This window comes from Brevibacterium sp. H602, from assembly GCF_051172395.1.
Taxonomy (GTDB): Bacteria; Actinomycetota; Actinomycetes; order Actinomycetales; family Brevibacteriaceae; genus Brevibacterium.
Map to the genome: position 1 here is coordinate 161,347 of NZ_JBPIZD010000006.1, position 17,590 is coordinate 178,936.

The following is a 17,590-nucleotide window of genomic DNA, read 5'->3' on the forward strand; positions in this document are numbered from 1 at the left end:
GAGGAGACCCGCGATGATCGGTGCGACCACCCGCGGAGGCGGGCGGATCACCGTCGACGAACGCGCCGACGGCAGCGGAGACGCACTGCAGACCGTCATCGCCGACATCGGCGAACTGTCCATCGAAGCCGCTGTCGGAGACTTCGACCTCGCGACGCTGCTCACTCAGGTCCCCGCCCCGGTGACGGCGCTCAACCTCGATGCCTGCCGGATCCGGTTCCACGCCCAGCTGACCGCCTCGTTGCTCGAGCTCGAGGCCACATTGCTCGCCGTTCGAGCCGCTGCCTTCGCCTACCGGCAGGCGGAGAAGGGCATCAGCGAAGTCTTCGGCGGACTGCTCGACGCACTCGGGTACGCGACCGGCCGCATCATCGCGCTCAGCCTGCCCGTCATCATTCCCGCAGCGCTCGTCGTCGGCGCCCAGGTCGTCGTGGTCACGAAGATCCTCGACGTCACCGGTCTCGACGATGTCATCACCAAGCAGTTCGGCATCGACCTGGGCAAGACGAAGGCGAAAGCGAAGGAAGCGCTGATCACGTTCGCGTTCGAACAGTCCGACGTCACCGGGGCCGTCATCGAGCATGTGCTGCCGGGCTTCGTCGTCGGATTCCTCGGGCTGCCTCCGTTCATCCTCGACTCCGAAGGCGATCACGCGTTCTGGCCGCACGATTCGACGTCGATGACAATCTGGGTCCTGGCAGGTGCGAACGCGTTCGGACTGCTGCTGCCCTCCGATGTCGAAGTCTGGAGGGCGAAGGGCCTGACTGCTCCGCACAAAGAGCCGCCGCGTGACGTCGAAGACCTCTTCATCCGCGAAGCGAACTGCCATCGCGGAGCCGATTCCGGGCAGGTTCGCATCGAGGAGGTCGTCGGACCCGATGGGACGACCCGCTATGTCGTCTACGTCCCCGCCACCACCGACTGGTCTCCGAAGTCGGGTGACAATACGACGGACCTGACGACGAACGTGCAGGGCATGGCCGGCAATGACACCGTGATGCGCGAAATGGTGCGCCAGGCGATCGCCGATGCCGGGATTGGCCGCGGCGACGAGGTCATGCTCGTCGGCTATTCGCAGGGAGGAATCACCGCAGGCTCTCTGGCCGCGGACCCGGCGTTCCTCGACGATGTCAATGTCACGGCCCTGATGACGGTCGGTGCTCCGATCTCCGACTTCGCCATCGATTCGGGAATCGACGTGCTCTCGATCGAGCACGAACAGGACCTCGTCCCCGATCTCGACGGCAATGAGAACCCGGCGACGAAGAACTGGTCGACGATCACCGTCGACTACGACCCCGACGAACTGCGCAAAGTTCCCGAACTGGCGGACAAGACCGATGCCGAACTCGATGAGATGTTCGCCTCGGCCGGGGCGGCGCACTCCTCCGTCGCCTACGCGGCCTCGATCGGTCTGCTTCTGAAGGGAGGGAACCCCGCAATCGACCGCTTCACCTCGAAGAACTCAGGCTTCTTCACCGGAGACCTCGCGAAGACGCGCGACTACCAGGGCAAGCGCAAACGTCACTGAACTCGGTCGCGCGGAACGGCCCTCGGCATCGAAACGAATGGGCCGCCTCGGTGCTCGGATGTGCATTGGTCGGACGATGGAGCATCTCTGCCGTGATCGACAATTGTCCACGGAAGGCTTTGGAACTCGGCCACATGTGTCGAGCTCGGGCCATAGTCTGTTCCTGACCTGCACTTTTGATACTCGAACCGCATGGGGAGAGTGGCAAGCAGTGAGTGGATTCGGTATTGTGATATCACCTGTGAATCAGATCACTCGAGGGCGAGTTCTCACATCCGAGGGCCTGCCCGACGGACACGGTCCACCACTGGTCACCTCCGGTGAAGATGGACCTCGAACAAAGGAGAACTGAAATGACCTCCAACATTTCAGTGGGAACCGGCGCTGCCCACAGTCAGTCCTCGGAGCCCAGAATGATCCAGATGCTCACCGAAGACGGAAACCGCGTCGAATCCGGTGAGTACGATGCCTTCGCAGCAGAACTCACCGATGAGGATCTGCGCGGCTTCTACCGGGACATGGTCCTGGTCCGCCGCATCGACGCCGAAGGAGCTGCCCTGCAGCGTCAGGGACAGTTGGGCCTGTGGGCACCTCTGTTCGGACAGGAAGCAGCCCAGATCGGCATGGGACGGGCCGCTCGCCCCCAAGACTTCGTCTTCCCCACGTACCGCGAACACGGCCTCGCCTACACCCGCGGTGTCGAACCCGAAACCCTGCTCAGCATCTTCCGCGGTCAGAACCACGGCGGCTGGGATCCGCAGGAGCACCGGTTCCACACCTACACCATCGTCATCGGCTCGCAGACTCTGCACGCCACCGGCTACGCCATGGGCATCTCCATGGACGGCGACGTCGGCACCGGCGACATCGAACGCGATACGGTCGCCATCGCCTGCTTCGGCGACGGCGCGACCTCGCAGGGCGATGTCTCCGAGGCGCTGACCTTCGCCGGAGCATTCCACGCCCCGGTCCTGTTCTTCTGCCAGAACAACCAGTGGGCCATCTCCGAACCCACTCACGTCCAGACCGCAGCCCCGCTGTCGACCCGCGGCGAAGGATTCGGAGTCCCGGGCATCCGCGTCGACGGCAACGACATCATCGCGATGTACTCCGTCGCCCGTGCCAGCCTCGACTCCGTGCGCGCCGGCCACGGCCCGATGCTCATCGAAGCCTTCACCTACCGTCGCGGCGCCCACACCACCGCCGACGATCCGACGAAGTACCGCGACAAAGCTGAAGAGGAGATCTGGGAGGATCGCGACCCGATCGCCCGCCTCAAGGCCTACCTGGACAAGCACACCGAGACCAGCGACGAATTCTTCGCCGAGGTGGACGCCGAGGCCGACACCCTCGCCGCACGCATCCGCCACAACTGCATGACCATGGAGAACCCCGACGCGGTCGAGATGTTCGCCCATGTCACCGCGGAACCCCACTCCCTCGTCGACGAGGAACGTGCCGAATTCCTGGCATACCAGGCCTCGTTCGCCGATGCGGGTGAGGCCTGATGGAGAAACTCCCCCTTTCTAAGGCGATCACCGCCGGAATGCGCAAGGCCATGGAGGACGACCCGAAGGTCGTCCTCATCGGTGAGGACATCGGCAAACTCGGCGGCGTCTTCCGCGTCACCGAGGGTCTCCAGAAGGACTTCGGTCCGCAGCGCGTCATCGATGCCCCGCTGGCCGAGTCCGGCATCGTCGGCACCTCGATCGGCATGGCCATCCGCGGCTACCGTCCCGTCATCGAGATACAGTTCGACGCGTTCATCTTCCCGGCCTACGACCAGATCGTCACCCAGGTGGCGAAGCTGTACAACCGCACCCTGGGCAAAGAGAACATCCCGTTGGTCATCCGCGTGCCCTACGGCGGCGGCATCGGCTCACCCGAGCACCATTCGGAGAGCCCCGAGACCGTGTTCGCCCACCATGCGGGACTGCGACTCATCTCTCCGTCGAACGCTCATGACGCGTACTGGATGATCCAGGACGCGATCAAGAGCGAGGATCCGGTGATGTTCTTCGAACCCAAGCGTCGCTATTGGATGCGCGGGGATGTCGACACGTCGGCCCGAGGCGAGCTGGGCATGAACGACGCCCGCGTCGTGTCCGAAGGCACCGATGTCACCCTCGTCGCCTACGGCCCGCTGGTGCCGACGGCGCAGGACGTGGTCACCGCGGCCGCCGAGGAAGGCAAGAGCGTCGAACTCATCGACCTGCGCAGCCTCAATCCGATCGACTTCACCACGATCGAGAAGTCCGTGACGAAGACCGGCCGTCTGGTTGTTGCCCACGAGGCTCCGACCTTCCTGGGGCTGGGTTCGGAGATCGCCGCGCGCATCACCGAACGCTGTTTCTTCAATCTCGAAGCCCCGGTCATCCGGGTCGGCGGGTACCACACCCCGTACCCCGGTTCGCGGATGGAAGAGCACTACCTGCCCGACCTCGATCGCATCTTCGATGGTGTCGATCGGGCCCTGTCCTACTGATTTCGAGGAGAGTCAAGAATGTCTTTCGAATTTCCTCTTCCCGACGTCGGTGAGGGCCTGACCGAGGCCGACATCGTCGCGTGGAAGGTCGCCCCCGGCGACACTGTCACCGTCAACCAGATCCTCGTCGAGATCGAGACCGCGAAATCGCTCGTCGAGCTGCCCAGTCCGCAGGCCGGCACCGTCGGTGCGCTCCTTGTCGAGGAGGGCCAGACCATCGAGGTCGGCACCCCGATCATCCGGTTCGGCGGAGATGATTCCAACGCCGAGGAGGCCCCCGCCCCTGCTGGTGCGCCGGCTCCCGGTTCGGCTGAGAAGTCGACCGATGCGTCCGGTGATGCCGACGGAGGGGCCACTCTCGTCGGTTATGGTGCGAAGGAGTCGTCGTCGAAGCGGCGTCCGCGCAAGGGTGCTCCTGTCCCGGCTCCCGCAGCATCGGTTGCTCCGGCAGCGTCGGTTGCCCCAGCTGCGGAGGCGGCCGCACCTGCACCGGCAACAGCTCCGGCGGCTCAAGCACAGTCCGCTTCGGCAGCGCAGTCGCAGTCCGCTTCGGCTCCCGCCTCGCCGAGCAAACCGCTGGCGAAGCCGCCTGTGCGGAAGCTCGCGAAGGATCTGGGCGTTGACCTCTCCCAAGTGACACCGACCGGTCCCCGCGGGGACGTCACGCGCGACGATGTGCACGCCGCCGCCAATCAGACCGCCGCTCCCACGTCGGGTGCGACGGCACCGGCGGCCGCCTCGGCGAGTGATCAGGGAGCGCTCGAAGAGCGGATCCCGTTCAAGGGCGTGACGAAGATGATGGCCAAGGCCATGGTCGATTCGGCATTCACGATGCCGCACGTCACCGAGTTCCTCGATGTCGATGTCACCGAGACGATGGCGATGGTCCGCCGGTTGAAGTCGACGAAGTTCCTGGGCGAGGACGTCAAGGTCTCGCCGCTGCTCATCGTCGCCAAGGCCGTGGCGTGGGCCGTGGGACGCAATCCGCGGATCAACTCGTGCCTCTCCGGCGACGAGATCGTCGTGAAGAAGTACGTCAACCTCGGCATCGCGGCCGCTACTCCGCGCGGACTGATCGTGCCGAACATCAAGAACGCGCAGGCCATGGGTCTGGGCGAACTGGCGCAGGGCATTCAGGATCTCACTGCTCTGGCGCGGTCGGGCAAGACGCCGCCGGCCGATCAGGCCGGGGGCACGATCACGATCACGAATGTCGGCGTCTTCGGAGTGGATGCCGGTACGCCGATCATCAATCCGGGTGAGGCCGCGATCCTCGCGTTCGGGCAGGTCCGGAAGAAGCCGTGGGTGGTGGACGACGAGATCGTTCCGCGCGAGATCACTACGCTGTCGGTCAGCGCCGACCATCGTGTCGTCGACGGCGAGATCATCTCGAAGTTCCTCGCCGACGTCGGACGGGGCCTGGAGGACCCGACCCTGATGTTGGCCTGATTCACGCCCTGGCGCCGGCTTCTGACCGGCTCTGGAAGCTTGAACGCCCCGGTTTCGCACAGTGCGAGGCCGGGGCGTTCTGTTCTCTTGGATGGTCGCGGCCCAGTCCAAGGCAGACAGCACCTGTTCAAATCGGGGCTATCTGCCTCCGACTGGGCCGTGCGCGGATGGCAGGGCTGGCCCGGCAGCGGGCGTGGGGTGCGAGAGCATTTCGCCAGTCAGTCGGCGGCTGCGGCAATCAGCCGCTGTTTGAAGTTGAAGACCGGGCGAGGAAGCGGGGCCTCGGCAAGATAGGTCAGTACCAACCTGCGTTCGGTCGCGGGCGTGATCGGAATGCTGACGAGATCGCTGAAGTTCATCAGCGGGACGACCAGCCTCGGCACTGCGGTGATGCCCATACCTGCTGCCACCATGCCGCCGACCGCGGGAATCGTATCCGCCGTCTGCACTTCATGGGGTTCTGCTGCTGCCTTGAGCAGAGCTCGCCGCACCATCGGCGCGATGCTCGTCACGGAATTGAAGCCGACGAACTCTTCGCCGTGGAAGTCCTCCCACCGCACCGATGCGCGTGCGGCCAATCGATGACCGCGTGGAACGATTGCGACGAAGGGATCGGACAGGAACGGAGTCACTGCCAGATCGGCAGGGAGGGAGTCCGTGAAGGCGACGAGGCCGATGTCCACCGTCCCGTCGGTCACCATCGGCACGACCTGATCCTGAGCCGCATCACGGATGACGAGTTCGACCTCCGGGAAATCCCGGCGAAACGCGTGAACGACCTCGGGCAGACCGGTTGCCGCCAATGAAGGCAGGCAGGCGATTCTCACCTGCCCCGAACTGCCGGTGACGAAGCTGGAGATCCGTTCCAGTGCCGAGTCGAACGAGCGAACTGCGTGTGCGGCGTACAGGGCCACTTCGGTGCCGGTGACCGTTGCGGTGACCTTCCGGGTGGTGCGCTCGAACAATCGCGTGCCGATGCGTCGTTCTGCCTCCGCGACGGTACGGCTGAGGGCCGGCTGGCTGACTTCGATCTCCTCGGCCGCGCGGGTGAAACTCTCCGTGCGCTGCACCGCTTCGATCGCTCGCAAGTGGTGCATTGACAGATTGATAACCATGAATCATGAGTCTAGCCGTAATGGATATTGGACGACCCTACTCATGTTCGTCGAGGATGAATACGTTCATCGAGAAGGGAATCAAAGGTGCTTTCACTTATCGGCTATGTCACCATGCTCATCATTCTGGCGTTGTTGCTCACGCAGAAGGTCTCTCCGGTCGTCGCATTGGCCGGAGTGCCGCTCGTCGCGGCGCTGATCGCCGGACAGTCGCCGACCGACATCAGCGAATTCGTCTCAGCCGGAATCGCCGGAGTAGCCGACGTCGTCGTCATGTTCATCTTCGCCATCGTCTTCTTCGGAATCCTGCGCCATGCGAAGTTCTTCGACCCGATCATCGATCGGATCATCAAGTTCGGCGGATCCTCACCGCGCAACGTAGCCGTTGCGACCACACTTCTGGCATGTGTCGTTCACCTTGACGGTGCAGGTGCGACGACGTTCCTGGTCACGATCCCGGCCATGCTGCCGCTCTACCAGCGTCTCGGGATGAGCCGGTTGACTCTGTCGACCTGCGTGGCGCTGGGCGCCGGCGTCATGAACATGCTGCCCTGGGGAGGTCCGACGGCCCGTGCTGCGGCAACGATCAAGGTCGATGCGAACGATTTGTGGGTCCCTCTCATTCCGGCCCAGATCGCTGGGATCATTGCGGCTCTGGCAGTGGCTTGGTACCTCGGGCACCGTGAAGCAAAGCGGCTCGACCGAGTGTCTGCCGATGACTCTGCCGATTCGGTGATGGTCGCAGCGACGTCGGCCGCAGAAGCTGGCCGTTCGGCGGAGGCATCCAGCACAATCCGATCGGCACAGGGTTCGGAGGAACCGGCCGGAACCGAACAGAAGCCGGGATCGGGCTCACCCGACGGAATCGATGCTTCGGGTGATTCGGACTCCATCCGTGGTCCAGCGGAGGCGGGTCCGAAAGTGCTGTCTCTCATCCTCAACGGCGTCGTGCTCGTCGCTGCCTTGGCGACGATGATGACTGGCGTGATCTCTCCCGCACTGACCTTTATGGCTGCAACGATCCTCGCTCTGCTGATCAACCATCGCGGAATGGCGGGGCAGTCCGAACAGTTCGACCTCAACGCCAAATCATGCATGCTCATGGCCAGCACTCTGTTGGCAGCAGGTGTGCTCTTGGGAGTGCTCGACGAAAGCGGAATGATCGAGGCGATGGCCAAGTCGGCGACCGCTGTGCTTCCTGCCGGCGTGATGCCGATGTTGCCGATCATCGTCGCTGTGCTCGGCGTGCCTATGAGTCTGCTGTTCGGCCCGGACGCTTACTATTTCGGGCTCTTGCCCGTGCTGGCGAGCGTCGGCAGCACCTACGGCATCGATCCCGTGGTCCTCGGACAGGCATCGATCATCGGGCAGGAGACTTTGGGCTTCCCCATCAGCCCGTTGACTGGTTCCTTCTATCTGCTTGTCGGCTTGGCCGGGGTCCCAATCGGCAAGCACATCATCCGCGCGACCGGCTGGCTGTGGCTTGTCAGCATCGTCGTCACCATCGTCGCCATCGCACTAGGAGTGATTCCGCTGTGGGTATCGTAAAAGCACAGGATCTGGGTTCAACGGCCAGAGAGGCTGACCCGCCACCGCCCGGGGCGGTGCGCATCGGGTCGGGGGCAGGGTTCGCCGGAGACCGTCTCGACCCGGCCCTTGAGCTTGCACAGCTCGGTCATCTCGATTTCCTCGTCTTCGAGCTCCTCGGTGAACGGACAGTCGCGAACGCTCAGAAGGCCCGGCTGAATGACCCATCTGTGGGCTACGATCCGACTCTGCTCGATAGGATCCGGCTCACCGCACCGCATTGCTCAGCCAACGGAACTCGCATCATCACCAATGGCGGAGCAGCCAATCCGCTTGCGGCAGGGCGCGCCGTCGCTGCGCTTATCGACGACATGGGTGTTGACATGCCGGTGGCAGTTGTCACCGGTGACGAGGTGCTCGACCAGGTGCTTGCGACGAATCCCCTTACGTGGGAAGACTCCCAACCGGCTGCCAGCTCGGAGCCCCGGCTCGCTTCTGCCAACGCCTACCTCGGCGCATCCGGCATCCGACGTGCGCTCGATGAAGGTGCCCACATCGTCATCACCGGCAGAGTCGCCGACCCCTCGCTGTATGTCGGGCCGCTGAGCCACAGTTTTTCCTGGTCGGACGAGGACACCGACCTCATCGGGCAGGCCACGGTCATCGGCCACCTCCTCGAATGCGGAGGCCAGGTCACGGGCGGATACTTCGCTGACCCGACGACGAAGCCCGTGGCAGGGCTGGACCGTCTAGGGTTCCCCTACGCCGATGTCTCACGCAACGGCGACGCCGTGATCGGGAAGCTTGCGGGTACCGGGGGAGCCGTCACTGTCCGGACCTGTACGGAGCAGCTGCTCTACGAGGTGGCCGACCCAGGCGCTTACATCACCCCTGACGTGGTCGCAGACTTCAATGGAACGGTGCTCCGGGAGGACGGGACCGATCGGATCGCTGTGACGGGTGGAAAAGGAGATGCCGCACCAGTCGATCTCAAGGTGACATTGGGCTACCTCGGGGGGTGGGAAGCAGAAGGACAGATCACCTATGCCGGCCCGCGGGCCATGCTGCGTGCCCAGCTCGCGGCAGACATTGTCGTACGTCGGTTGGAGCGCATACACGGATATGAAGAATCCGAACTCTCGGTAGAGTTCATCGGCGCCGGAGCCAGCTTCAGAGGTCTCAGCGAAGTGACAGATCCGCCCGAAGTGCGACTGCGGGTGGCAGGAGCTGCTCAGAGCCGCAGACGCGCCTCCGCGATCGGAGCCGAGGTCGAGGCGCTCTATACCAACGGACCAGCGGGAGGAGGCGGCGCAAGGACATTCGTTCGGGAGAGCCTCAGCGTCAAGTCATGTTCGCTGCCGCGTGCACTCACGAAGGTCTCCGTCATTCACGCCGACGAACTCATTGACCATGAGGAGATGTCTGATGACCGCGAAGTCTGAGCAGATGCTCACCGTCGATGACCTGGCCACAGTCAGGACCGGAGACAAAGGGGATACGCTCATCCTCGGTGTCGTCGCTCGTGAAGGGGCCCAATTCTCCGAGCTGAGGCGCGCGGTCACCGAGGAGGCAGTGGCGAATCACTTCGGGCTGCCGGTCTCGCGAGTCCGCCGCAGCCTATTGCCGCGGCTGAACGCCATGAGCTTCGAGCTCAAGGGAATGCTGGGTAGCGGTGTCACAGGGGTCGGCCACCTCGACGGACATGGGAAGACGCTGAGCTACCACCTGCTGACGATGCAGTTGAAGCACTGAGCGGGATGCTCGTCAACGAGCAGACGCGCCTGCCACAGGGCCGGCCCGACTGCCCGCTCTATTGGTCGAGGTAGGCGCTGTTGTCTTTGGGGCTGCCGTCTTTGACGAGTCGTTTGGCGATGCAGTGGTTGCGGTCGAGACCCCACGAGCGGCACTGGTCCAGGGCCTGCTCCGGATCGCTGTAGCCGGTGTCGACGACCGTGACCCAGTAGCTGCCCTCCTTGTACGAGGCCCAGTCGCCGCTGTGGATGAGGATAGCGCCCGGATACTTGACCTTGTTGGCCTCGTACTCGTTGAGGATGTCCTGCGCTGACCAGGTCTTACCGTCGGCCTTGAGGCCGACGTTCTTCGCGCTCACCTGAGTCACCCACTCACCTTCGAGGTCAGCGGCTTTCTCGGTGCCTGCCTTCGTATAGGCGTCGAGCTGGTCTTCCGGACTCTCCGTCGGTTGGACTAGGTCATCCGAAGGGCTGGGCGAGGGATTTGCCGGCTCGCTGGACCCGACATCGACAGGGACGGTTCCCGAGGACGGCGCGAGCCAGCGGATTCCGAAGAATCCCACCAAGGCCAGAACCATGAGGATGGCGATGATGACGACGGCGATCTTCAGGCCATTGCGCGAGGAAGAATCGTTTTGGACGGTGGGCGGAAACTGCGGGGGAGGAGGAGTCTGGGCTCCATTCTGTGCCGAGCCCCCGACGCCATTGCGGGCACCGCCGCCCGCGGGCCGCTGCGACTGCTGAGAATTCACATACTGGTGGGAACCGGCAGAGTGGGCGTCATCGAAAGGTGAGCGTCCGGCAGGGGCGAAGACATTGCCGCTGCGAGCTTTCGAGATCGACTGTTCCCCCGTGTGCCGTTCGAGGTACTCGTAGTAGGTCGAGTTGTCGAAATCGGCAGACGAACGGTCCGCCTCATTCCCGTACGACGGCGTCTGACCAGCGGATTCACCTGAACCCTTGTGCCAGTCGTCGCTAGTCGCCGGACGAATGCGCGGCCTCTGTGGAACGTCGCTCATCAGTCCTCCTGAATGCCAGATGTGGTGGCAATCATCTACTTACCTTGGCACGAGTCGAGCAGTCGTTCAACAGGATCGCTGACAGGACGCGTTGCCGACGAAAGCCTACTGCGGAAATCACCGAGTTGGCTTGGCCCCAGCTGTGAAAGTGCCTCCGGGTGTCGACGGAGGCCGCACAGGCTCCTCCGGAAGCCCGAAGCCAGTGACGAAGACCCCACCGCAGAAACCGGGATGAATTTGCTCTCCGGCCCGCCATCTCAGTAAGATTGATTCTTGTTGTGTCGTAGCAGCCAGGTCACCGATCGATCTGCTAGGACACGCATGGTGCTCACCCACCGCTGCACTCCAGCTTCGGCCATCTCTCACAGGCTACGGCTTCAGCGCTGGTGAGACATCTCGCCCGAACGGGCAGACCTGTTTTGGCGTACACAATTTTCACGGTGACAGTCGAGAAAATTTGTTGATGTCTTCCGACATCGGCGCAAGCAAGCGGAGAGAGCGCGCAAGCGCAATCCCGCAGGGGCTTGTTTCGAGAGTCGGTAACTTGTGAACTGGAGGAGAGACATGGCAGCAACCTGCCAGGTAACCGGGGCAGTCCCCGGTTTCGGACACAACGTGTCCCACTCGAAGCGCCGCACGAAGCGCCGCTTCAACCCGAACATTCAGAAAAAGCGCTACTACGTTCCGTCGCTGCGCCGCAACGTCACGCTGACCCTGTCCGCTAAGGGCATCAAGGTCATCGACGCTCGCGGAATCGACGCTGTGGTCAACGAACTCATCGCCAAGGGAGTGAAGCTCTGATGGCTAAGGCACAGGATGTTCGTCCCATCATCAAGCTCAAGTCGACGGCCGGCACCGGGTTCACCTACGTGACCCGCAAGAACCGCCGCAACACCCCGGACCGCATCGTGCTCAAGAAGTACGATCCCGTAGTCCGCAAGCACGTCGATTTCCGAGAGGAGCGCTGAGCGCACATGGCTAAGAAGTCAAAGATCGCAAAAGACAAGCAGCGTCGTGTCATCGTTGAACGCTATGCAGAGCGCCGCGCGACTCTCAAGCGTCAGCTGACCCACCCCGATTCCACCGATGAGCAGCGCGAAGAGGCACGCCTCGCCCTGCAGAAGCTTCCCCGCGATGCTTCGCCGGTTCGCGTTCGCAACCGCGACCAGGTGGACGGCCGTCCGCGTGGCTACCTCCGGAAGTTCGGACTCTCGCGAGTTCGCTTCCGCGAAATGGCCCACAACGGCGAGTTGCCCGGCGTTACCAAGTCAAGCTGGTAATCTCGAGGAAGTTCGTCATCGGAAAAACGGACCGGTGACCTACCGACTTGTCCTAAGGAGGACACTTTTATGGCTAAGAACCGCAGTGAGCTCGTTGCAGAAGTTGCCGAGAAGTCCGGCCTGACCCAGAAGCAGGTCTCGGACGTGCTCGATGGTGTCTTCGATGTCTTCTCCGACGTCGTGGCCAAGGGCGAAAAGCTCACCATCCCCGGCTGGCTCTCCGTTGAGCGCACCGAGCGTGCCGCTCGCAAGGGTCGCAACCCGCAGACCGGTGAAGAGATCCAGATCAAGGCCGGCTACTCCGTGAAGCTGTCCGCTGGTTCGAAGCTGAAGGGTGCCGCTGGCAGCCCGAACTGATCTACGCAGCAGTGTCGAATGGCCCGGATCGTACGATCCGGGCCATTTGCCGTCTCTGAGCGTCTTCTATCGACTCAGAGTGTCTTCGAACAGGGTGAATCGTCTTCCCGTCGGTCCAAACCCATCCTCGCCGAGGCGGCTCCCCGAGATCTCGACCACGAAGAGATCTCCCGGTTGGCAGTGTGGCGACGCCGAACGATATCCTTGGGTCATGTCAGAAGGGGCGGTCCGCGCGCAGTGAGTTCTACAGGTTTCGAGCCGATCACACGGTTCGTGCAACGTGCCACGGTCCCCATCGTCGTCTTCCTCGGGGCGATCGCCGGTCTGGCCGCACTCTTCTTCACCGGAGCAGCCAACCCGACTCTGCTCAATGACCCCGGCTCAGTCGTCCGTTTCGGTCTCCCTGCGGCGAAACTCGTCTTCAATATTGCGATGTCGCTGACCGTCGGCGCCCTCATGTTCGCCGTCCTCATCCTCCCGCGCACGGCCGGCGGTCGCGCCCGCAGGCACAAAGCCACGGATGACGACGTTCCTCTCGACCCGCTGTGGACGAAGGCCATTCAGATCGCCGAATACTCCTCGGTCGTGTGGACGCTGTCCGCGGTCGCCGTGCTCGTCTTCTCATTCGTCGACACCGTCGGCGCCCAGGCCTATCTCGACTTCTCGAACCAACTCGGCGTGTTCGTCACTCAGATCGCCTACGGGCAGCTCTGGGTGCTCATCGTCGTCCTCATCGCAGTCGCCTCGACCCTGTGCTTCGGCACCCGCTCCCATATCGGCATCGCCGCCGCCGGAGTGCTCAGCGCCGCCGTGATCCTTCCCTTGGCCCTGATGGGACACTCCGCAGAGGCCTCCGGGCACACCCAGGCCGTCAACAGCCTCGGTCTGCACATCCTTGGCGCGGTCCTCTGGCTCGGTGGGCTCTTCGTCATCGCCCTGCTGGGCACTCGTCTGGCCGCTTCGAAGAACCTCAAGCCGATCATCGAACGGTATTCGACGATCGCACTCATCGCCTTCGGCCTCATCGTCTTCTCCGGAATCGTCAACTCGCTCCTGCGTGTGCAGGGCCTCGACGACCTCATGACCACGTACGGGCAGGTCATCCTCGCGAAGGCGTTCGCGACGGTCCTGCTCGGTCTGATCGGATTCTGGCACCGACAGTTCGTCATCTCCCGCTTGGGCACAGCCGCCTCGGCGACGGTGGAATTCTGGCGCCTCATCACCGTCGAATTCATGCTCTTCGGAATCACGATGGGAATGGCCGTGGCCTTGGCCCGGTCGCAGCCGCCCGTGCCGCAGGAGCCGGTGGGCGACCCCACCCCGGCCGAGATCCTCACCGGTGATCCGCTGCCGCCGAAGCCGAACCTGTCCCGCTACTTCAGCGAATGGTCGATGGATCCGCTGTGGATCGCGATCGCAGCGGGTGCCTCGATCGCCTACGTCGTAGCGTTCATCAACCTCCGCCGCCGCGGCGACAGATGGCCGGTGCTGCGCCTCATCAGCTGGCTGGTGGGCATGGTCTTCCTCGTCTACGTCACCTCGGGCGGACCCCGGGTCTACGGCGAGGTGCAGTTCTCCGCACACATGATCGAGCACATGCTCCTGGTCATGGTGGTGCCCCTGCCGCTCGTGCTCGGTGCACCGATCACCATGCTCATGCGCGGAACGAAGGCCCGGGGGGACGGGTCCGCCGGCCTGCGCGAATGGGTGCTCTGGCTCATCCATACCCCGTACCTGCGCTTCTTCGCGCACCCGATTGTGGCGAGTGTGAACTTCGCGGGTTCCCTGGTCGTCTTCTACTACTCGGGAATCATGTACTACGCGCTCGATACTCATATCGGGCACGAACTGATGATCGCGCACTTCCTCGGCGCCGGGTACCTGTTCGCACAGGCCCTCATCGGCATCGATCCGGGCGTCAAGCGCCCCGTCTTCCCGATGCGGCTCGTGATGCTGCTGGTGACGATGGCCTTCCACGCCTTCTTCGGCATCTCGATCATGAGCTCGAACGTGCTGATCGCCGGAGACTGGTTCGGCAACGTCGGCGCGGGATGGGGCTACACGGCGATCGACGACCAGCAGCTCGGCGGTTCCATCGCATGGGGCATCGGCGAGTTCCCGACCCTGTTCATCGCGATCATGGTCTGCGTCCAATGGGCGAAGTCGTCGGATCGGGAGGCCAAGCGCATCGACCGCAGCGAAGACCGCACCGACGATGCCGAGCTGCGCGCGTACAACGCGATGCTCGCTTCGATGGCCGAACGCGATGCGAAGGCGCCTCCGCGCCGGCGGTGAGGTGGAGGCCGATTCGGTGGGGTCGGACCACGTCCCACGGGTGGCCGTGTCGCCGCGATAGGGTGGGGCTGCCTCGGCGATGATCGGGTGATGCTGGGCGGGCGCGCGGCGAACCTCCGCGGATGACCATCCGCACTGCAATCAGCCTTGCGGTCACCAAGCAGTCACAGCTGACTGTCGCACATCGGCTGTGCACGAATGTGCACCGAAAATTCTCGGATTATGGCCAGGTCGTTTCCAAAATCTCTGTAACGTGGCGCACACTGATCTTTGGATGAGGAATATCCAAGCGCCCGAGACACTGCGCTGAAGTAGGGGTTCCCCGGCCGCACCGATGCGGTCTGAGTACCCCGAGCCGTCAGCCGGTCGGCGCCGGAGCAAGTCGATTCGCGCATTCAATGGTGACGCGGATTGTGGAAACGAAGGAGTCCCATGAGTTCTCAGAGCAATGCTGAGAGGAAGTCGATCCGTGCACAGCTGCGCAAGGTCGTCGCTGCCTCGATGGCCGGAACGGTCGTCGAATGGTACGAGTTCTTCCTCTACGGTTCGGCCGCCACACTGGTGTTCAACCACATTCTGTTCCCGCCGTCCGACAATCCGCTGACTCCGATCCTGGCCGGTTTCGCCACCTACGCGGTCGGATTCATCGCCCGGCCAGTCGGCGGCATCGTCTTCGGTCACTTCGGCGATAAATACGGTCGCAAGAAGCTGCTGCAGCTTTCGATCGTCCTCGTCGGTGTGGCCACGTTCCTCATGGGCTGCCTGCCGACATTCGACCAGATCGGATACCTCGCCCCGATCCTGCTCGTGCTGCTGCGCGTCGTCCAGGGCTTTGCCGTCGGCGGCGAATGGGGAGGCGCTGTCCTCCTCGTGGCCGAGCACGCGCCGAACAAGGAACGCGGCTTCTGGGCGTCGTTCCCGCAGTCCGGTGTTCCCTTGGGCAACCTGCTCGCCACTGCAGTTCTGTTCATCCTCACCGCGACGCTCACCGAAGAGCACTTCCTGTCGTGGGGTTGGCGCATTTCGTTCTGGCTGTCTGCCGTCATCGTCCTCATCGGCTACTACATCCGCACCCGCGTCTCCGACGCTCCGATCTTTGACGAGGTGCAGTCCGAGGAGATCGAAGAGGGCGTCGACTACGGCGTCAAGGCCGTGTTCAAGCGCTACCCACGTGAGGTCTTCGCCGCGATGGGTCTGCGCTTCGTCGAGAACATCCACTACTACCTGGTGGTCACCTTCTCGATCACCTACCTTGCCACGCAGGTGAAGATCGAATCGGCCGAAATCCTCGGCCTCCTCCTCGGCGCGCACGCGATCCATGCGGTGCTCGTTCCCATCGTCGGTGCCGCCACGGACCGCATCGGACGCAAACTGCCCTACGCTGTGGGCATCATCCTGACTGCGACGTGGGGCTTCTTCGCCTTCCCGATGTATGACACCGGCAGCGCCGTCATGATCTTCCTCGCCCTGCTCATCGGCCTGGTCTTCCACGCGCTCATGTATGCCGGTCAGCCGGCGATCATGTCCGAGATGTTCCCGACACGCATGCGCAACTCGGGCGTCTCGACCGGATACCAGGTCACGGCGATCGTCGCCGGATCCTTCGCGCCGATCATCGCCACCGCGCTGCTCGACGCCTTCGGATCCTCGATCCCGATCGCGCTCTACCTGCTGGCCGCTGCGATCATCTCGTTCATCGCTCTCATGTACACCCGCGAGACCAAGGGCATCGACCTGCGCTCTCTCGACCATGCAGACAAGGTGCGCCGCGGGGTCGCCACCGCCAACTGAGGCCGGATGGTGACCAGGTGACGGGGCGGTGTCGGTGAAAATGGGCACCGCCCCTCTGCCTGGCACCGAGCTCGCCTGTCGGAGAGCGACCTGCTCTCGGCAGCCGCCTCGGCGCCCACCTCGATGAATCCTCGGCTTCCACAAGGTGGAAGATGGATACGCACCACAGACTCGAACCACGAAAGGCACATCTCATGGGAGACCTCACCGGCAAACGCGCCCTCGTCACCGGCGGAGCATCCGGGCTCGGAAAAGCGATCGCTCAATCGTTCGCGCAGGCCGGAGCATCTGTCACCGTCGCCGATGTCGACGCTGACTCGGCACAGGCCGTTGCCGAGGAGATCGGCGGCGAAGCGTGGGCAGTCAACCTGGCGGACACCTCGGCGCTGGACGGTACCGAGCTCGACGTCGACATCCTCGTCAACAACGCCGGCATCCAGCGGATCCACCCGATCACGGAATTTCCGCTCGAGGACTGGCGGCTGATCAATACGCTCATGCTCGAAGCGCCGTTCGTGCTCACCAAGGCGGTGCTGCCGAAGATGTACGAACGCGGCTGGGGACGCATCATCAACCTCTCCTCCGTCCACGGTCTGCGCGCCTCGGCGAACAAATCCGCGTACGTCGCGGCCAAGCACGGTCTCATGGGACTGACGAAGACGACCGCGCTCGAAGCTGGCCCGCACGGAGTGACGTGCAATGCGATCAACCCCGGCTACGTGCTTACGCCGCTGGTCAAGGGACAGATCGCCGATCAGGCGAAGACTCACGGCATCAGCGAGGACGAGGTCCTCGAGCAGGTCTTCCTCGGCCATTCCGCGGTGCCCAAGCTCGCCGAGCCCGAGGACGTCGCAGCGATCGCGACCTTCCTGGCCGGGGATCATGCCGCGGTCATCAACGGCAGCGCTCACAGCATCGACGGCGGCTGGGTGGCCGCCTGACCTGTCCCGCATCTCGCTCCCCCTCTCAGAACTACCTGACGGCGGCTCA

At 63.6% G+C, this 17,590-nt stretch carries 16 protein-coding genes; 14 read left to right on the forward strand and 2 right to left on the reverse strand.

All coding sequences use genetic code 11. The annotated features are described in order from the left end of the window. Nucleotides 1-13: 13 nt before the first annotated feature. The 4 genes from ACSBQT_RS06555 to ACSBQT_RS06570 all read left to right on the forward strand — a co-directional run bounded on the left by ACSBQT_RS06555 (nt 14) and on the right by ACSBQT_RS06570 (nt 5,465). Nucleotides 14-1,531, forward strand: a complete 1,518-nt coding sequence (locus ACSBQT_RS06555) for a hypothetical protein (protein ID WP_435001161.1) — start codon at nt 14-16, stop codon at nt 1,529-1,531. Between the two features lie 353 nt (nt 1,532-1,884). After that, nucleotides 1,885-3,039 (forward strand): pyruvate dehydrogenase (acetyl-transferring) E1 component subunit alpha, encoded by a 1,155-nt coding sequence (pdhA, locus tag ACSBQT_RS06560; RefSeq protein ID WP_435001162.1) that lies wholly within the window; start codon nt 1,885-1,887, stop codon nt 3,037-3,039. Then, the gene (locus tag ACSBQT_RS06565; protein WP_410709137.1) at nt 3,039-4,016 is read left to right on the forward strand and encodes an alpha-ketoacid dehydrogenase subunit beta; all 978 of its coding nucleotides are present in this window, start codon (nt 3,039-3,041) and stop codon (nt 4,014-4,016) included. The genes pdhA and ACSBQT_RS06565 overlap by 1 nt, the downstream gene beginning before the upstream one ends. Nucleotides 4,017-4,034: 18 nt before the next feature. Then, nucleotides 4,035-5,465: a dihydrolipoamide acetyltransferase family protein gene (locus ACSBQT_RS06570; RefSeq protein WP_435001165.1), complete on the forward strand. Its 1,431-nt coding sequence runs from the start codon at nt 4,035-4,037 to the stop codon at nt 5,463-5,465. Between the two features lie 218 nt (nt 5,466-5,683). Here ACSBQT_RS06570 and ACSBQT_RS06575 read toward each other — a convergent pair whose 3' ends face one another. Then, nucleotides 5,684-6,562: a LysR family transcriptional regulator gene (locus tag ACSBQT_RS06575; RefSeq protein WP_410709135.1), complete on the reverse strand. Its 879-nt coding sequence runs from the start codon at nt 6,560-6,562 to the stop codon at nt 5,684-5,686. Between the two features lie 105 nt (nt 6,563-6,667). Here ACSBQT_RS06575 and ACSBQT_RS06580 point away from each other — a divergent pair, with 105 nt between their 5' ends. The 3 genes from ACSBQT_RS06580 to ACSBQT_RS06590 are packed head-to-tail and all read left to right on the forward strand — an operon-like array spanning nt 6,668 to nt 9,859. Continuing rightward, complete coding sequence (locus ACSBQT_RS06580; RefSeq protein ID WP_410709134.1) at nt 6,668-8,128, forward strand: CitMHS family transporter; 1,461 nt, start codon at nt 6,668-6,670, stop codon at nt 8,126-8,128. Next, entirely contained in the window at nt 8,116-9,549 is a 1,434-nt protein-coding gene (locus tag ACSBQT_RS06585) for an acyclic terpene utilization AtuA family protein (protein ID WP_435001167.1), read from the forward strand. Before ACSBQT_RS06580 ends, ACSBQT_RS06585 begins: the two co-directional genes overlap by 13 nt. Then, entirely contained in the window at nt 9,533-9,859 is a 327-nt protein-coding gene (locus ACSBQT_RS06590) for an AtuA-related protein (RefSeq protein WP_410709132.1), read from the forward strand. Before ACSBQT_RS06585 ends, ACSBQT_RS06590 begins: the two co-directional genes overlap by 17 nt. Nucleotides 9,860-9,917: 58 nt before the next feature. On the opposite strand, the gene ACSBQT_RS06595 is transcribed toward ACSBQT_RS06590, so the two are convergent. Further along, a complete protein-coding gene (locus tag ACSBQT_RS06595) occupies nt 9,918-10,877 on the reverse strand; it encodes a protein kinase (protein ID WP_410709131.1) in 960 nt (319 codons plus the stop codon). A gap of 564 nt (nt 10,878-11,441) precedes the next feature. Between ACSBQT_RS06595 and rpmB the strand changes: the two genes are divergently transcribed. From rpmB to ACSBQT_RS06630, 7 genes are all read left to right on the forward strand, one after another. Beyond that, nucleotides 11,442-11,678, forward strand: coding sequence for a 50S ribosomal protein L28 (rpmB, locus tag ACSBQT_RS06600; protein ID WP_025779147.1), 237 nt, complete (start codon nt 11,442-11,444; stop codon nt 11,676-11,678). Continuing rightward, nucleotides 11,678-11,845: a 50S ribosomal protein L33 gene (gene rpmG, locus ACSBQT_RS06605; protein ID WP_039211931.1), complete on the forward strand. Its 168-nt coding sequence runs from the start codon at nt 11,678-11,680 to the stop codon at nt 11,843-11,845. The genes rpmB and rpmG overlap by 1 nt, the downstream gene beginning before the upstream one ends. Nucleotides 11,846-11,851: 6 nt before the next feature. Beyond that, the gene (gene rpsN / locus ACSBQT_RS06610) at nt 11,852-12,157 is read left to right on the forward strand and encodes a 30S ribosomal protein S14 (protein ID WP_025779151.1); all 306 of its coding nucleotides are present in this window, start codon (nt 11,852-11,854) and stop codon (nt 12,155-12,157) included. A gap of 69 nt (nt 12,158-12,226) precedes the next feature. Next, nucleotides 12,227-12,514 (forward strand): HU family DNA-binding protein, encoded by a 288-nt coding sequence (locus ACSBQT_RS06615; RefSeq protein ID WP_025779153.1) that lies wholly within the window; start codon nt 12,227-12,229, stop codon nt 12,512-12,514. A 237-nt stretch (nt 12,515-12,751) separates the two neighbouring features. Continuing rightward, the gene (locus ACSBQT_RS06620; protein WP_410709129.1) at nt 12,752-14,809 is read left to right on the forward strand and encodes a cytochrome c oxidase assembly protein; all 2,058 of its coding nucleotides are present in this window, start codon (nt 12,752-12,754) and stop codon (nt 14,807-14,809) included. Between the two features lie 432 nt (nt 14,810-15,241). After that, nucleotides 15,242-16,600 carry an MFS transporter gene (locus tag ACSBQT_RS06625; protein ID WP_410709128.1) on the forward strand — a complete coding sequence of 453 codons (1,359 nt, stop codon included), beginning with the start codon at nt 15,242-15,244 and terminating at the stop codon, nt 16,598-16,600. Between the two features lie 194 nt (nt 16,601-16,794). Next, nucleotides 16,795-17,541 carry a 3-hydroxybutyrate dehydrogenase gene (locus ACSBQT_RS06630; protein ID WP_435001173.1) on the forward strand — a complete coding sequence of 249 codons (747 nt, stop codon included), beginning with the start codon at nt 16,795-16,797 and terminating at the stop codon, nt 17,539-17,541. Nucleotides 17,542-17,590 lie beyond the last annotated feature (49 nt).

Coding starts and splice junctions, on each gene's coding strand:
- ACSBQT_RS06570 (WP_435001165.1), top strand. CDS start 4,035: ATGTCTTTCGAATTTCCTCTTCCCGACGTCGGTGAGGGCCTGACCGAG.
- ACSBQT_RS06565 (WP_410709137.1), top strand. CDS start 3,039: ATGGAGAAACTCCCCCTTTCTAAGGCGATCACCGCCGGAATGCGCAAG.
- ACSBQT_RS06615 (WP_025779153.1), top strand. CDS start 12,227: ATGGCTAAGAACCGCAGTGAGCTCGTTGCAGAAGTTGCCGAGAAGTCC.
- rpmB (WP_025779147.1), top strand. CDS start 11,442: ATGGCAGCAACCTGCCAGGTAACCGGGGCAGTCCCCGGTTTCGGACAC.
- ACSBQT_RS06595 (WP_410709131.1), bottom strand. CDS start 10,877: ATGAGCGACGTTCCACAGAGGCCGCGCATTCGTCCGGCGACTAGCGAC.
- rpmG (WP_039211931.1), top strand. CDS start 11,678: ATGGCTAAGGCACAGGATGTTCGTCCCATCATCAAGCTCAAGTCGACG.
- ACSBQT_RS06555 (WP_435001161.1), top strand. CDS start 14: ATGATCGGTGCGACCACCCGCGGAGGCGGGCGGATCACCGTCGACGAA.
- pdhA (WP_435001162.1), top strand. CDS start 1,885: ATGACCTCCAACATTTCAGTGGGAACCGGCGCTGCCCACAGTCAGTCC.
- ACSBQT_RS06575 (WP_410709135.1), bottom strand. CDS start 6,562: ATGCACCACTTGCGAGCGATCGAAGCGGTGCAGCGCACGGAGAGTTTC.
- ACSBQT_RS06625 (WP_410709128.1), top strand. CDS start 15,242: ATGAGTTCTCAGAGCAATGCTGAGAGGAAGTCGATCCGTGCACAGCTG.
- ACSBQT_RS06630 (WP_435001173.1), top strand. CDS start 16,795: ATGGGAGACCTCACCGGCAAACGCGCCCTCGTCACCGGCGGAGCATCC.
- rpsN (WP_025779151.1), top strand. CDS start 11,852: ATGGCTAAGAAGTCAAAGATCGCAAAAGACAAGCAGCGTCGTGTCATC.
- ACSBQT_RS06590 (WP_410709132.1), top strand. CDS start 9,533: ATGACCGCGAAGTCTGAGCAGATGCTCACCGTCGATGACCTGGCCACA.